Consider the following 14,882-nt stretch of genomic DNA (forward strand, 5'->3'; position numbering starts at 1 on the left):
CGCCGGCTACCAGCAGCATGGGCAGCGTGGTCATTGTCGCCCCCGGCGCAACGCGGTTCGCGCGTTCGCGTTTCCGCCCGGACTAGCCCCGGGCGGCAGTGCCTTCCACGTAGTCGTCGTCGTGGCTCTTGACCCAGGCCATCAGGGCCCGCAGGTCGCGGCCGACGGCCTCGATCGGGTGCTGCTCGGACTGGGCGCGGAACTTCGCGAACTCGGGTCCGCCGGCGTCCTGGTCGTCGATGAACCGCTGCGCGAACGACCCGTCCTTGATGTCGGCCAGAACCTCCCGCATCCGCTGCTTCACCGAGTCGTCGATGATCCGCGGCCCCGAGACATAGTCGCCGTACTCAGCCGTGTCGGACACCGACCAGCGCTGCTTCGCGATCCCGCCTTCGTACATCAGGTCGACGATCAGCTTCAGCTCGTGCAGACACTCGAAGTAGGCGACCTCGGGCTGGTAGCCCGCGTCGGTCAGGGTCTCGAAGCCGGCCTGGATGAGCGCCGACACACCACCGCAGAGGACCGTCTGCTCACCGAACAGGTCCGTCTCGGTCTCCTCGGTGAACGTCGTCTTGATGCCGCCGGCGCGCAGACCGCCGATCGCCTTGGCGTAGGACATCGTGAGCGGCCAGGCGTTCCCGCTCGCGTCCTGCTCGACCGCGACCAGGACCGGCACGCCGCGGCCCTCGTTGTACTCACGCCGCACCAGGTGACCCGGCCCCTTCGGCGCGACCATGCACACGTCGACACCCGCCGGCGGCTGGATGTAGCCGAAGCGGATGTTGAAGCCGTGCCCGAAGAACAACGCGTCGCCCTCGACCAGGTTCGGCTCGATCGCCTCGGCGTACAGCTTGCGCTGCGCCGGGTCCGGCGCGAGGACGACGATCAGGTCGGACTCCTCACACGCCTCCGCCGGGGTCAGGACGCGCAGTCCCTCCGCCTCTGCCCTCGCCCGGCTCCTGGAGCCCTCCGGCAGGCCGACGCGGACGTCGACGCCGGAGTCGCGCAACGACAGCGCGTGGGCGTGGCCCTGACTGCCGTATCCGAGGACGGCGACGGTCCGGCCCTGGATCACCGACAGGTCGGCATCGTCGTCGTAGAACAGCTCTGCCACAAGATCTCCTTCGTACGTTCTCTCTGGGTGCTCTTACCACAAGCCTCAGGCGCTGCGCTCGCTCGCCCGGTCGAGCGAGCGGAGGGTACGGTCGGTGATCGAACGACTGCCTCGCCCGATCGCGACCATGCCGGACTGCACGAGCTCGCGGATCCCGAACGGTTCCAGGACCCGCAGCATCGCCTCGAGCTTCTCGGAGTTGCCGGTCGCCTCGATCGTCACCGTATCGGGAGCGACGTCGACCACCTTCGCCCGGAACAGCTGGACCGTCTCCAGCACGCTCCCCCGCGTCTGCGTGTCGACCTTCACCTTGACCAGAAGCAGCTCACGCTGGACCGACGTCGCCGGGTCCAGTTCCACGATCTTGATGACGTTGACCAGCTTGTTGAGCTGCTTCGTCACCTGCTCCAGCGGAAGGTCCTCGACGTTGACGACGATCGTCATCCGCGAGACCTCCGGGTGTTCGGTGGGTCCGACCGCGAGGGAGTCGATGTTGAACCCGCGCCGGGAGAACAGGCCGGCGATCCGTGCCAGGACGCTGGGCTTGTTCTCGACCAGCACGGACAGCGTGTGTCGGGACACTGCTCTTCGTTCCTTTCCTAGAACGTGGGGAAGACGAGAACGCCGGAACGGGCGTACGGACTCACAGGTCGTCGTGCTCCCAGTCCGGTGCCAGGTCGCGCGCGATCTTGATGTCGTCGTTGCTGGTACCAGCCGCCACCATCGGCCACACCATCGCGTCGCGGTGGACCACGAAGTCGACGACCACCGGAACGTCGTTGACGCTCATCGCCTTCGCGAGCACGTCGTCGATGTCCTCGGGCCGCTCGCAGCGCAGACCGACACAGCCGTACGCCTCCGCCAGCTTGGCGAAGTCGGGGATGCGGGTGGAGTGCAGGTCGGAGTTGGAGTAGCGCTCGTTGTAGAAGAGCGTCTGCCACTGCCGGATCATGCCGAGGCTGGAGTTGTTGATCACCGCGACCTTGATCGGGATGTTCTCCAGCGCGCAGGTGGCGAGCTCCTGGTTGGTCATCTGGAAGCAGCCGTCCCCGTCGATCGCCCACACCGTGGCGTCCGGACGGCCCGCCTTGGCGCCCATGGCGGCGGGAACGGAGAAGCCCATCGTGCCGGCGCCACCGGAGTTGAGGAACGTGCCGGGATTCTCGTACGAGATGAACTGCGCCGCCCACATCTGGTGCTGCCCGACACCCGCCACGTAGAACGCCTCGGGACCGGCGACCTGGCCGATCTTCTCGATCACCTGCTGGGGCGCGAGCGAGCCGTCGTCGGGCTTGGCGTAGCCCAGCGGATACCGGTTCCGCCAGTCGTCCAGGAGCCGCCACCAGGCGGTGTAGTCGCCCTGGCGGCCGGCACCGTGTTCGGCCTGGATCGCGACCACGAGATCGGCGATGACCTCCCGGCAGTCACCGACGATGGGCACGTCTGCGGTGCGGTTCTTGGAGATCTCCGCGGGGTCGATGTCGGCGTGGACGACCTTCGCCTGCGGCGCGAACGTCGACAGCTTGCCGGTCACCCGGTCGTCGAACCGGGCGCCGAGGCAGATCAGCAGGTCGGACTTCTGCAGCGCGCTCACCGCCGCCACCGTGCCGTGCATGCCGGGCATGCCGAGGTGCAGCTGGTGGCTGTCGGGGAACGCACCCCGCGCCATCAGGGTCGTGACGACCGGGATGCCGGTCATCTCGGCGAGGACCCGCAGCTCCTTGGCCGCGCGGGCCTTGATCACGCCGCCCCCGACGTACAGCACCGGGCGCCGCGACTCGGTGATCAGCCGCGCGGCTTCGCGCACCTGCTTGGCGTGCGGCCGGGTCACCGGGCGATAGCCCGGAAGGTCGAGGCTGGTCGGCCACGAGAACGTCGTCATCGCCTGCAGGGCGTCTTTGGCGACATCGACCAGGACCGGGCCCGGACGACCGGTGGACGCGATGTGGAACGCCTCGGCGATGGTCCGCGGGATCTCCGCCGGGTCGGTCACGAGGAAGTTGTGCTTGGTGATCGGGAGCGTGATGCCGCGGATGTCAGCTTCCTGGAAGGCGTCGGTGCCGATCGCGCTCCCCGGGACCTGGCCGGTGATCGCGACCATCGGAACGGAGTCCATGTACGCGTCGGAGATCGGCGTCACCAGGTTGGTCGCGCCCGGTCCGGAGGTCGCCATGCAGACACCGACCTTGCCGGTGGCGAGTGCGTACCCCTCGGCGGCGTGGCCGGCACCCTGCTCGTGGCGGACCAGGATGTGGCGGATCTTGTGCGAGTCCAGCAGCGGGTCATAGGCCGGAAGGATCGCTCCTCCGGGAATGCCGAAGACCGTGTCGACACCGGCCGACTCCAGCGCCTTGATCAGGCTCTGCGCGCCCGTCATCTGGCCACTGGTCGGTTGCGCTCCACCCGTCGGCTGCGTGCCCTTCGGGTGGGCGGCGCCGGGGGTGCGGCCTCCGGTCGTCTGGTCGCTCATCGTTCGCCCTTCCGTAGCGACGGCGTTGTCGGTGTTGTCGTCGAAAGTCTGTGTTGTCGTTGCCGGGGAAACAAAAACCCCCCGGCCCGAACGGGCAACGAGGGGTGCGCGCTGGCTGTGTCAGCCGTGTGAGGGCTCAGCCGGCGCGCTGTCGGAGTACGAGAATCTGTGGACGCACGCATGCACGTTCTCTGACCGTCGCCCCTCACGTCAAGCCGAAGCCTCGCGTGTCTCGACATCCGGACGTTCGGTCCGCATGTCGTCACCCTCCGGGGCGCCTGGATGATCCGGCACTGGCGCCGGATCATCGGTGAACGCCGGGAGCCCGTCGATACTGTGCAGGTTCTTCTTCCGGCGGTACGCCACCAACCCCTCTGGTCCCTTCCGATCCATGTGCGGCGGCAGAAGGTCGCGCTCCCCCACGTAGTCCATGAGGGGTACGCCGTAACCGCAGGAGTCCGAGATCCGGTGCACGTCGACGACGATCACCGCGCGGGCACCACGATGCTCGGTGAAGAGCTCGGCCAACGTGGGGTACGCGTCGTCGTAGATCGACACCACCCGTCCTCGCCCGTGCAGGCGGACGATGTTGGGTGGGCCCTCGAAGGCGCAGAACATCAGCGTGATCCGGCCGTTGTCCCGCAGGTGCGCGATCGTCTCGGCACCGCTCGCGGTGATGTCGAGGTAGGCGACGGTGTGCTCGTCGATCACCGCGAACGTGCCGCCGACCCCCTTGGGCGAGACGTTGACGTGTCCGTCCGCCCCGCTCGGCGCGGTGGCGGTGAAGAACATCTTCTGCGCCTCGATGAAGGTCCGCAGCCGACCGTCGATGCGTTCGTGGATCTTGCCCATGTGTCCTCCCCCACTCAGCCGTCAGCCGCAGACGGCGCCGTGAGCGGCGGACTTCACCAGCTTGGCGTACTTGCCGAGGACACCTCGGGTGTAGGTCGGCGGCAGGGGCTCCCAGTCCTTCCGGCGGCGTTCGAGCTCGTCGGCGTCGACCTGGAGGTCGAGCGTGCGCGCGGTCATGTCCAGGCGTACGACGTCGCCGTCGCGGACCAGGCCGATCAGACCACCGTCGACCGCCTCGGGCGCGACGTGGCCCACGCACAGGCCCGTGGTGCCGCCGGAGAAGCGACCGTCGGTGAGGAGCAGGACGTCCTTGCCGAGACCCGCACCCTTGATGGCGCCGGTGATGGCAAGCATCTCGCGCATGCCGGGGCCGCCCTTGGGGCCTTCGTAGCGGATCACCACGACGTCTCCGGCCTGGATCGTGCCGTCCTCGAGGGCGTCGAGGGCGCCGCGTTCGCGTTCGAAGACCCGCGCGGGGCCCTCGAAGACAGCTGCGTCCAGGCCCGCGCTCTTGACGACCGCACCTTCGGTCGCGAGCGAACCATGCAGGATCGTGAGCCCACCGGTGCGGTGGATCGGGTCCTTGATGGCCCGGATGATCGTGCCGTCGAGGTCCGGCGGGTCGATGTCGGTGAGGTTCTCGGCCAGCGTCTTGCCGGTCACCGTCAGCGCGTCGCCGTGCAGCAGCCCCGCGTCGAGCAGGGCCCTCATCACGACCGGGATGCCACCCACCCGGTCGACGTCGCTCATCACGTAACGCCCGAACGGCTTGAGATCTCCCAGGTGCGGCACCTTGTCGCCGATCCGGTTGAAGTCGTCGAGGGTGAGGTCGACCTCGGCCTCGCGGGCGATCGCGAGCAGGTGCAGGACGGCGTTGGTCGAGCCGCCGAGCGCCATCACGACGGCGATCGCGTTCTCGAACGCGTCCTTGGTGAGGATCTGGCGCGCGGTGATCCCTCGGCGCAGCATCTCGACGACCGCCTCGCCCGAACGCCGGGCGATGCCGTCGCGGCGCCGATCGACCGCCGGGGGCGCGGACGAACCCGGAAGCGCGAGGCCCAGCGCCTCGGCCGCGCTCGCCATGGTGTTGGCGGTGTACATACCGCCGCACGCGCCCTCGCCCGGGCAGATGGCGCGCTCGATCTCGTCGACCTTCTCTCGTGTGATGAGCCCTCGGGCGCAGGCGCCGACGGCCTCGAACGCGTCGATGATCGTGACGTCGCGGCCGTCGACCCTGCCGGGCAGGATCGAGCCGGCGTAGACGAACACCGACGCGAGGTCGAGCCGGGCGGCCGCCATCAACATGCCGGGCAGGCTCTTGTCGCAGCCGGCGAGCAGGACCGTGCCGTCCAGGCGTTCGGCTTCGACGACGGTCTCCACCGAGTCGGCGATGATCTCGCGGGACACGAGCGAGAAGTGCATGCCGACGTGACCCATCGAGATGCCGTCGGAGACCGAGATCGTGCCGAACTCCAGCGGGTAGCCACCACCGGCGTGAACGCCGTCCTTGGCGGCCTTCGCCAGTCGGTCGAGGGAGAGGTTGCAGGGGGTGATCTCGTTCCACGACGAGGCGACGCCGATCTGCGGCTTCTCCCAGTCCTCGTCGCCCATCCCCACCGCGCGGAGCATCCCGCGGGCGGCTGCGCGCTCGATCCCGTCGGTGACTTCCCGACTGCGGGGCTTGATGTCTGTCATGGTCGTTCGGCTCCTCGTTCGCCGCACAGTTGGTGCGTGGAGGCTGCTGATGGCAGCGACGTGGGACGGGATCTCCGCCCCCTCACTGTACGGCGACCGTCTCGGCACGTGGTTGTGCGGTCCGCTTGGCGGACCGGTGGCCCTCGACCAGAGCGATCCCCACGAGAACCGTTCCGAGAATCGGCGTCACACCGCTGAGCAACTGCTCCGCCGGACCGTAGGTCAGCTCGACGTCCTGTCCCCAGGGCAGATGCTTGAACTCCGCGGCCGCGACCCAGACCACGAATGCGGCCGAGAAGCCACGTACCAGGGCGGGCAGGCCGCGGTCGACGACCACCGCGGCAAGGGGCACGACCCAGACGAAGTGGTGCGTCCACGAGAGCGGCGAGGCGAGCAGGGTGGCCACGCCACACAGCGAGACCGCGAGGAGCGGCTGCCCGCGTACATGCCAGCGTGCCGCCGCCCACGCTCCGGCGAACGCGACAACGGCACTGAGCGCGAGGCCCGCGTAGTAGACGGTCATTCCGTTGCCGGCGAAGCGCAACGTCGCCGCGAGAATCGACTGGTTGAACAGGAACGACGTCGAACCCGTCCGCGTGTCGCCGGCGAGCAGGAACTGCCAGAAGGCGAGCGACTCCCGCGGCATGAGGACCGCACCCAGCAACGTCGCCGCTCCTGCCGCGATGAGTGTGGTGCGCGCCGTCCGCCACTGGCGGGCGAGAAGGAGGTAGACGACGAAGAGGGCAGGGGTCACCTTGATCGCCGTCGCCAGGCCGGTCAGGACGCCGGGCGGCAGCAGACGCCGCCGCCATGGGGGGAGCCGTGGGCCGGGTACGAGGTCGAGGACGACCATCGCCATCAGGAAGACGTTGACCTGACCGAATCCCAGCGTCTCCCGTACGGGCTCGACGAAGAGGACGGCAGCCGTGGCCGCCAGGCTGAGCCACCAACCGGTCAACCCCAGCCGATGGACGACGGCCACCACCGCGACCGCCGTCGCCGCGAGCCAGAGCGCCTTGAGCAGGACCGGCGTGATGAGGACGAGGGGTACGCACAGCAGTGCCGCGAACGGTGGATAGATGAACGCCAACCCGTCGCGCGGCGTGCGGGCGGTGAGGATGTCGCCGCCCTGGAGCAGGACCTGGCCGGTGTACTGGTAGACCTCCAGGTCGACGACCCGCGGATCCCAGGGCCAGAACCCTTCGAAGCGTACGGAGAACGGTGCGACCAGCAACGCCGCCAGGATCGGCAACGCCACCTGCACGACGATGGCTACCCGGTTCCGCACTCGGTTTGCTCCTTCCAGCGTGGGCGTGGTCCCGTCCTCGAGCACCGGATCCGGGTCAGTACGAGCCGGTGACGACGTTGGCGAGCGGCTCGCCGGCGACGTAGCGTCGCAGCTGCGCGCTCACCAGGGCACGGCCGCGGGGAACGAATGCCGACGTGTTGCCGCCGACGTGTGGACTCAGCAGCAGCCCGGGCGCGTTCCAGAGCGGATCCGTTGCAGGCAAGGGCTCCGGATCGGTCACGTCGACCGCGGCGCGCAACCGCCCGCTCGACAGCTCGGCGAGCAGAGCGTCGGACTGCACGATCGGCCCGCGCGCGATGTTGACCAGCAGAGCGCCGTCCTTCAGCTGGGCGAGGAACTTCGCATCGACCATGCCGCGGGTCTCGTCCGTCATCGGTACGAGCAGGACGACGACGTCGGCCGCGGGCAACAGGTCGGCCAGCTGCGCTGCGCCCGCGACGCCGTCCCGTGCCGTACGCCCGACCAGGGTCACCTCGCACTCGAAGGGGGCCAGCCGACGGGCCAGCGCCTGTCCGATCGACCCGGCACCCAGGACCACGACCCGCTTGTCGGCAAGGGCCTGCCTTCGACCGTCCGCCCACCGGTGCTCGGTCTGCGCATGGACGAACTCGGGGATCCCCCGCAGGGACGCGAGGATCAGCGCCACTCCGAGCTCCGCGGTGCTGGCGTCGTGGACACCACGCGCGTTGCAGAGGGTGACGCCTTCGCCGAGGTGCGGGCGTACGTTCTCCACGCCCGCGGTCAGGGTCTGCACCACCTCGAGCGCGGGCATCCTGGCGACCAGTTCGACCGTGTGGGGTCCGGCCATGTACGGCGGTACGTAGAAGGTCACTCCCGCGAGCGACTCCGGCGGCTCACCGCTACCGTCGTAGACGTCGATCACCAGACCGTCGGGCAACCCGGAATAGACGGCAGGTGGCTCGGGAAGCCAGACCCGCGCGGGTGGGGACGCCGGACGCCGGACACTCTGCCTGCTCTCCACGGGCCATGAGACTATCCGCAGCGAGGGCACGTTTCACACATCGAGGAGCCACCAGTGCGTCATGTCATCGTCGCCGTCGTCGCGACCACGGCACTTGGCCTGCTCGGTGCCTGCGCGGACGACCCCGCACCGGAGACCAACGGAAATCCGCCGGATTCGTCGCAAACAGCTACCGCGTCGTCCTCTCCCGAGGAGGGCACGCCAGCTGAGGACGAGGACTCCCGCCGGGCCGGTCCCCCACCCGCCCCCCGGATCGCTGGAACGGTCGCCACCGGCCTCACGTCCCCCTGGGGACTGGCCTTCCTGCCTGACGGCGCTGCGTTGGTGGCTGAACGTGACACCGCACGGATCAAGCGGATCGCCCGCGGCGGCGCGGTGTCCACGGTCGGCACGGTCCCGGGCGTGGTGCCGGGCGGCGAAGGCGGCCTGCTGGGCATCGCCGTGTCGCCGACCTTCGAGCGCGACCGGTTCGTGTACGCCTACTACACCTCCGGGGACGAGAACCGGATCGTACGCATGCCGTCCACAGGTTCCCGGCTCGGCCGCCCCCAGACGGTCCTCGACGGCATTCCCGGGAGCGGCATCCACAACGGCGGCCGCATGGTCTTCGGCCCGGACGGCTTCCTCTACGTCGGCACAGGTGAGGCGTCCGACGAACCGCTCGCCCAGGACCTGGACTCCCTCGGCGGGAAGATCCTGCGGATCACGCCGGACGGTGAGCCCGCGCCCGGCAACCCGTTCGACTCGCCGGTGTGGAGCTACGGGCATCGCAACGTGCAAGGGCTGGCGTTCGACGACGATGGGCGGCTGTGGGCGAGCGAGTTCGGCCAGAGCACCTGGGACGAGGTCAACCTCGTCCGGCCAGGTCGGAACTACGGCTGGCCCGAGGTCGAGGGTGTCGCGGGCGAGCGCGGGTTCGTCGATCCGGTCGCGCAATGGCCCACCGACGAGGCGTCACCTTCTGGCCTTGCGTACGCCGACGGTGCGTTGTGGATGGCTGGCCTCCGTGGCGAACGTCTCTGGCGGATCCAGATCGACGAGGGTCGCGTCATCGGCGAGCCGCGGGCGTTCTTCACCGAGGACCTCGGCCGGCTGCGTACCGTGGAACCGGCGCCGGGGGGCGGACTGTGGCTCACGACCAGCAACACCGACGGCCGTGGCGACCCACGCGACGGCGACGACCGGATCCTGCGGCTGTCCCTCGACCGTTGAGCTCAGGTGTAGCGTCGGTCGCCCGCTGGGTTCAGGTGTGGCGGCGTTCGAGCTGGGCCGGATCGATCTCCGCCCCCACATCCGGAAACTGCATGGTCTGGCCACAAGAAGCACGCGCATGATCGACGTAGCGCTCGACCTCCAAGCGCCGTAGCCAGAACGCCGGCCGACCGCTGTCATCGGGCTCGACCACGAGGTACCACGGAATTCCCGCCATCGCGTAGTCGATCGCCTTCTCGTCCCGATCACGTCGCCCGCTACCGGGCGAGACCACCTCGACGACGAGGAGGGCTCTGCACCCTTCGAGGAGCTTCAGGTCCAGCTGTTCGCGGGTGACAACGACATCAGGGATTCGAATCCGGCCCCGGATGATCCGGACATTGACCGCTTCCAGGACATCCAGCGTGGTGGGTGCTGCCGCTTCGAGCAGATTCGCCAGGCGACGTGCCCATGTCTGGTGGACCGTGCCCGGGCTGGGGTTCACCAGCAGGCTCCCGTCGACCAGCTCCACCCAGCGGCTCTCAGGGAGCGCCATGAACTCTTCTTCCGTCCACGGTCCCGGATGGCCTGCCCACACGTCGGAATCTCCCACCGTGACTGCACCCATCGCGCGACACCTCCGTAACGACGCCCACACCAGTGTGGCATGACGACCCCCTTCGATCAGGAGTTCGAAGGGTAGGGATGGCCACCGACAGCAAGAGATCAACTCATGCCTGGTTCACCAGGTCTTACGCGGCGCCGAGGCGCTCCAGGATCAGCTCGCGGACCCGGCCCGCGTCGGCCTGGCCGCGCATCTCCTTCATCACGGCACCGATCAACGCTCCGGCGGCGGCGACCTTGCCGCCACGGATCTTCTCCGCCACGTCAGGGTTGGCCTCGATCGCGCGGTCGACCGCCGCGCCGAGCGCCGAGTCGTCGCTCACCACGGCGAGACCGCGCGCCTTGACGACCTCCTCGGGTGCGCCCTCACCGGCGAGGACGCCGTCGAAGACCTCGCGCGCCAACTTGTCGTTGACGGTGCCGGCCTCGACGAGGGCCTGGATGGCGGCCACCTGTGGCGGCGTGATCGGGAGCGCTTCGAGCTCGACCTCGGCCTCCTTCGCCCGGCGTGCCAGCTCGCCGAGCCACCACTTGCGGGCCGCCGCCGGGGTCGTGCCTGCCTCGACGGTCGCCTCCACGAGGTGCAGGGCGCCCGCGCCGATGACGTCGCGGAACTCCATCTCGGTGAAGCCCCATGCCTCGGCGAGCCGTTTGCGGTGCGCGCTCGGCGGCTCCGGCAGGGTGGCCCGCAGCTCCTCCACCCACTCCGGCGACGGCGCGACCGGCACGAGATCGGGCTCGGGGAAGTACCGGTAGTCCTCGGCCTCCTCCTTGCTCCGTCCGGACGTCGTGATGCCGGTGTCCTCGTGCCAGTGCCGGGTCTCCTGCGTGACCTTGCCACCCGCGTCGAGGATGGCGCCCTGCCGGCAGATCTCGTACCGCAGGGCCCGCTCCACCGAGCGCAGCGAGTTGACGTTCTTCGTCTCGGTCCGCAAGCCGTACGGCGTCTCACCCTGCGGCCGCAGCGACACGTTGGCGTCGCATCGCAGCGAGCCCTGCTCCATGCGAACGTCGGAGACGCCCAGTGCCCGCATCAGGTCACGCAGCTGCGAGACGTAGGCCCGCGCGACCTGTGGCGCCAACGCGCCCGTGCCCTCGATCGGCTTGGTCACGATCTCGATCAACGGGATGCCGGCGCGGTTGTAGTCGACGATCGAGTAGTCGGCGCCGTGGATCCGGCCGCTCGTGCCGACGTGGGTGGACTTGCCGGTGTCCTCCTCCATGTGGGCGCGTTCGATGCCGATCGTGTACGTACGCCCCTCGACCTCGACCTCGACCTCACCGTTGACCGCGATCGGTTCGTCGTACTGGCTGATCTGGTAGTTCTTCGGCATGTCCGGATAGAAGTAGTTCTTCCGGGCGAACCGGCACCAGTCCACGATGTCGCAGCCGAGAGCGAGGCCGATCCGGATCGCCGACTCGACAGCCTTGCCGTTGACGACCGGCAGCGATCCGGGCAGGCCGAGGCAGACCGGGCAGACCTGGGTGTTGGGCGGCGCGCCGAACTCCGTGGGGCAGCCGCAGAACATCTTGGTCACCGTGCTCAGCTCGACGTGCACCTCGAGCCCGAGCACCGGGTCGTAACGCTCGACCGCTTCGTCGTAGTCGAGCAGGCTCGGCATGGTCCCGGTCGTCATCAGCGTCCTTCTCGAGAATGGGTGTGACCTGCGCAGGCCCAGCCTAGCCAGCGCCCCGGCGTGGATCGCTGCACCTGCCGCGGGGACCGGAAGGACTCGCCCAGGCCCTAGGGGGTGTCTGATGGATCACGATCGATCAGTGAGCGGCGTATCCGCGCCCGGCTGGCAAGGCCGAGGAGGAAGGCGCACTGGTCTTGTGCGCCGATCGACGAGAACGCAGCCAGGCGGGATGCGGGACGCCGCGAGCCGATCGTGATCCATCAGACACCCCCTAGAGCACCGGTGCGTCGTCGAGCAGGGGATGCCCCCGACGTTCGGCGTACGCCGCCTCGACGGCCCCACCCACGCGGTAGAGCCGGTCGTCGGCGAGCACCGGCGCCATCACGTGCAGCCCCACCGGCAGGCCGTCGTCGGGCGAGAGACCGCAGGGGAACGACGCCGACGCGTTGCCGGCAAGGTTGGACGGGATCGTGCAGAGGTCCGCCTTGTACATCGCCAGCGGGTCGTCGACGCGTTCGCCGATCCGGAACGCCGTCGTCGGCGTGGTAGGCGAGACCAGGACGTCGACGGACTCGAATGCCCGCTCGAAGTCCCGCGCGATGAGCGTGCGGACCTTCTGCGCCTGGCCGTAGTAGGCGTCGTAGTAGCCACTGGACAAGGCGTACGTGCCGATCATGATCCGGCGCTTCACCTCGGGACCGAAACCTGCCTCGCGGGTCAACGCCATCACCTCCTCGGCACTGCGGGTGCCGTCGTCACCGACCCGCAGGCCGTAACGCATCGCGTCGAAGCGGGCGAGGTTGCTGGAGCACTCGCTCGGCATGATCAGGTAGTACGCCGCCAGGGCATGGACGAAGTGCGGGCACGACACCTCGACGACCTCGGCTCCCAACTCGCCGAGCAGGTCGACCGCCTCGCGGAACCGCTGCTCGACCCCAGACTGGTAACCCTCGCCGCCGAGCTCCCTCACCACGCCGACCCGCAGGCCGCGGATGTCGGCGGCACGGGCGGCGTCGACCACCGGCGGCACCGGCCGGTCGATCGAGGTCGAGTCCATCGGGTCGTGGCCGCCAATGACCTCGTGCAGCAGCGCCGCGTCGAGCACGGTCCGCGCACACGGCCCCGGCTGGTCGAGGCTCGACGCGAGGGCGACCAGGCCGTAGCGGGAGGTTCCGCCGTATGTCGGCTTCACTCCCACCGTTCCCGTGACCGACGCCGGCTGCCGGATCGATCCGCCGGTGTCGCTGCCGATCGCGAGAGGTGCTTCGTACGCCGCCAACGACGCCGACGAGCCGCCTCCCGAACCGCCGGGGATCCGCTCGGTGTCCCATGGGTTGCGAGTCGGCCCGTAGCCCGAGTTCTCCGTCGACGACCCCATCGCGAACTCGTCCATGTTGGTCTTGCCGAGGATCACGAGGTCGGCGGCACGCAGGCGCCGCACCACGGTCGAGTCGTACGGCGGCCGCCACCCCTCGAGGACCCTCGATCCGCAGGTGGTCGGCACGCCCTTCATCGTGAAGACGTCCTTGAGGGCGAGCGGCACGCCGGCCAGCGGGCCGAGCGGCTCCCCCGCGGCACGCTTCTCGTCGACGGCTTGCGCGGCCGCCAGCGCACCCTCGGCGTCCAGATGCAGAAACGCGCGGATCCGGTCGTCGACCTTGGCGATCCGGTCGAGATGGGCCTGCGCCACCTCCACCGCGGATGCGTCGCCGGTGCGGACCAGTTCGGCGATCCGCGTCGCCGGGAGCTTGGTGAGGTCGGTCATCACGCCTCCTCGCCGAGGATCCGAGGTACGCGGAACCGCTGCGCCTCCACGGCTGGCTCGCCGTCGACCAGTGGCGCGCCGGCCAGGGCCTCCTCGGCGGACAAGCCGGGTCGTATCTCGTCGGCGCGGAAGACGTTGGTGAGCGGCAGCGGGTGCGAGGTGGGCGGGATGTCCTGTGCCGCGACGTCACTTACCTGGGCGACCGACTGCAGAATGACGTCGAGCTGGGGGGCGAGATGGTCGAGCTCGTCATCGGTCAGGTCGATCCGGGCGAGGCGCGCCAGATGCGCAACCTCCTCGCGGGTGATCGCAGGCACGGTGGTGACCCTTCTTGCCGTCGCGTTGTCCTTGCCGTTGGTGCCGAGCCCTGAGCCTCGTCCGATGATCATGAAGACTGCGCGGTGCTCTGACGCCGGGGAGATTTCATGATCACGCAGGCAGGGCCCGGTCCGGCAATCCTAGGAGGGCCACCGATCGGGCTCCCCACGGGCACACCGGCATGACTCGTCACGGAACTTGACCTCGAAGCAACAACGTCGCCGATCATTCGCTGCGACAATCATGGTGTGTACCTCGTCCGCGTCGTACTCCCTGACGAACCAGGTGCGCTGGGGACCGTTGCCTCGGCGCTCGGCAAGACCGGTGCCGACATCGTGGCGGTCGACGTGATGGGCCGTGAAGATGACGGTACGGCGGTCGACGACTTCGTGGTCGAACTTCCCCTTGGTGGACGTGCCGACGCCCTCGTCTCGGCCTGCCACTCGGTGCCCGGTGTCCGGGTGGTGTGGCTCTCGCGGTATGCGGCGGGCGGCAACCTGCGCCACGACCTGGAAGCCATCGAGGCGATGACCGAGGAACCCAACGACGCCGAACGCGTTCTGGTCCACCAGGCACCCACCGTCTTCCGGGCGGACTGGGCGTTCCTCGTCCACGCGGGTGACGGGACCGAGGGCACACAGATCGTCCATGCGACGAGGACGGCACCACGCCTCCCAGCGGGCGAGGCGTTCTGGTTCCCGCTCCGCTCGGCGCGCCGGCTGAGCATTCCTGCCGAGTGGGAGGGCCACGGGTGGCGCTACGTCGCGGCGGCCGCGGTGCCCCTCGGCCAGCCGTGCCGGGCTCTGGTCGTCGGAAGGTACGGCGGCCCCGACATCCTCGACTCGGAGCTGGCCCGGCTCGCCTACCTCGCCGCCCTCTCCCAGAGCGTCATGGCACTCTCGTCTGAGGAGTAGCCCGACCTGCG

General features: G+C 69.2%; 13 protein-coding genes. 2 read left to right on the forward strand and 11 right to left on the reverse strand.

The features are described 5' to 3' along the window. Positions 1-82: 82 nt before the first annotated feature. From ilvC to ABN034_RS09820, 7 genes are all read right to left on the reverse strand, one after another. Entirely contained in the window at positions 83-1,114 is a 1,032-nt protein-coding gene (gene ilvC / locus ABN034_RS09790; RefSeq protein ID WP_349326222.1) for a ketol-acid reductoisomerase, read from the reverse strand. 45 nt (positions 1,115-1,159) lie between these two features. After that, positions 1,160-1,696 carry an acetolactate synthase small subunit gene (gene ilvN / locus ABN034_RS09795; protein WP_349326221.1) on the reverse strand — a complete coding sequence of 179 codons (537 nt, stop codon included), beginning with the start codon at positions 1,694-1,696 and terminating at the stop codon, positions 1,160-1,162. A gap of 61 nt (positions 1,697-1,757) precedes the next feature. Continuing rightward, a complete protein-coding gene (locus ABN034_RS09800; RefSeq protein WP_502879005.1) occupies positions 1,758-3,491 on the reverse strand; it encodes an acetolactate synthase large subunit in 1,734 nt (577 codons plus the stop codon). A 303-nt stretch (positions 3,492-3,794) separates the two neighbouring features. After that, positions 3,795-4,436, reverse strand: coding sequence for a pyridoxamine 5'-phosphate oxidase family protein (locus ABN034_RS09805; protein ID WP_349690678.1), 642 nt, complete (start codon positions 4,434-4,436; stop codon positions 3,795-3,797). A gap of 21 nt (positions 4,437-4,457) precedes the next feature. Then, positions 4,458-6,131: a dihydroxy-acid dehydratase gene (ilvD, locus tag ABN034_RS09810; RefSeq protein ID WP_349690679.1), complete on the reverse strand. Its 1,674-nt coding sequence runs from the start codon at positions 6,129-6,131 to the stop codon at positions 4,458-4,460. A gap of 82 nt (positions 6,132-6,213) precedes the next feature. Continuing rightward, positions 6,214-7,419, reverse strand: coding sequence for a glycosyltransferase 87 family protein (locus ABN034_RS09815; protein ID WP_349690680.1), 1,206 nt, complete (start codon positions 7,417-7,419; stop codon positions 6,214-6,216). 55 nt (positions 7,420-7,474) lie between these two features. Then, complete coding sequence (locus tag ABN034_RS09820) at positions 7,475-8,422, reverse strand: 2-hydroxyacid dehydrogenase (RefSeq protein WP_349690681.1); 948 nt, start codon at positions 8,420-8,422, stop codon at positions 7,475-7,477. Between the two features lie 54 nt (positions 8,423-8,476). Between ABN034_RS09820 and ABN034_RS09825 the strand changes: the two genes are divergently transcribed. Continuing rightward, a complete protein-coding gene (locus tag ABN034_RS09825; protein ID WP_349690682.1) occupies positions 8,477-9,634 on the forward strand; it encodes a PQQ-dependent sugar dehydrogenase in 1,158 nt (385 codons plus the stop codon). A 31-nt stretch (positions 9,635-9,665) separates the two neighbouring features. Here ABN034_RS09825 and ABN034_RS09830 read toward each other — a convergent pair whose 3' ends face one another. The 4 genes from ABN034_RS09830 to gatC all read right to left on the reverse strand — a co-directional run bounded on the left by ABN034_RS09830 (position 9,666) and on the right by gatC (position 13,956). Further along, the gene (locus tag ABN034_RS09830) at positions 9,666-10,241 is read right to left on the reverse strand and encodes a Uma2 family endonuclease (RefSeq protein ID WP_349690683.1); all 576 of its coding nucleotides are present in this window, start codon (positions 10,239-10,241) and stop codon (positions 9,666-9,668) included. A 124-nt stretch (positions 10,242-10,365) separates the two neighbouring features. Next, positions 10,366-11,874 (reverse strand): Asp-tRNA(Asn)/Glu-tRNA(Gln) amidotransferase subunit GatB, encoded by a 1,509-nt coding sequence (gatB, locus tag ABN034_RS09835; protein WP_349690684.1) that lies wholly within the window; start codon positions 11,872-11,874, stop codon positions 10,366-10,368. Positions 11,875-12,145: 271 nt separating this feature from the next. After that, positions 12,146-13,639, reverse strand: a complete 1,494-nt coding sequence (gene gatA / locus ABN034_RS09840) for an Asp-tRNA(Asn)/Glu-tRNA(Gln) amidotransferase subunit GatA (RefSeq protein ID WP_349690685.1) — start codon at positions 13,637-13,639, stop codon at positions 12,146-12,148. Beyond that, a complete protein-coding gene (gene gatC, locus ABN034_RS09845) occupies positions 13,639-13,956 on the reverse strand; it encodes an Asp-tRNA(Asn)/Glu-tRNA(Gln) amidotransferase subunit GatC (RefSeq protein ID WP_349690880.1) in 318 nt (105 codons plus the stop codon). The genes gatA and gatC overlap by 1 nt, the downstream gene beginning before the upstream one ends. A 249-nt stretch (positions 13,957-14,205) precedes the next feature. Between gatC and ABN034_RS09850 the strand changes: the two genes are divergently transcribed. Then, positions 14,206-14,871, forward strand: a complete 666-nt coding sequence (locus ABN034_RS09850) for an ACT domain-containing protein (protein ID WP_349690686.1) — start codon at positions 14,206-14,208, stop codon at positions 14,869-14,871. Positions 14,872-14,882: the final 11 nt, after the last annotated feature.

The sequence above is a fragment of the Actinopolymorpha sp. B11F2 genome (assembly GCF_040195635.1).
GTDB lineage: Bacteria > Actinomycetota > Actinomycetes > Propionibacteriales > Actinopolymorphaceae > Thermasporomyces.

What these genes read in the sequence shown, in the direction of transcription:
- ABN034_RS09830 (WP_349690683.1), bottom strand. Translation starts at nt 10,241, where the DNA reads ATGGGTGCAGTCACGGTGGGAGATTCCGACGTGTGGGCAGGCCATCCG.
- ABN034_RS09805 (WP_349690678.1), bottom strand. Translation starts at nt 4,436, where the DNA reads ATGGGCAAGATCCACGAACGCATCGACGGTCGGCTGCGGACCTTCATC.
- ilvD (WP_349690679.1), bottom strand. Translation starts at nt 6,131, where the DNA reads ATGACAGACATCAAGCCCCGCAGTCGGGAAGTCACCGACGGGATCGAG.
- gatB (WP_349690684.1), bottom strand. Translation starts at nt 11,874, where the DNA reads ATGACGACCGGGACCATGCCGAGCCTGCTCGACTACGACGAAGCGGTC.
- gatA (WP_349690685.1), bottom strand. Translation starts at nt 13,639, where the DNA reads ATGACCGACCTCACCAAGCTCCCGGCGACGCGGATCGCCGAACTGGTC.
- ABN034_RS09800 (WP_502879005.1), bottom strand. Translation starts at nt 3,491, where the DNA reads ATGACGGGCGCGCAGAGCCTGATCAAGGCGCTGGAGTCGGCCGGTGTC.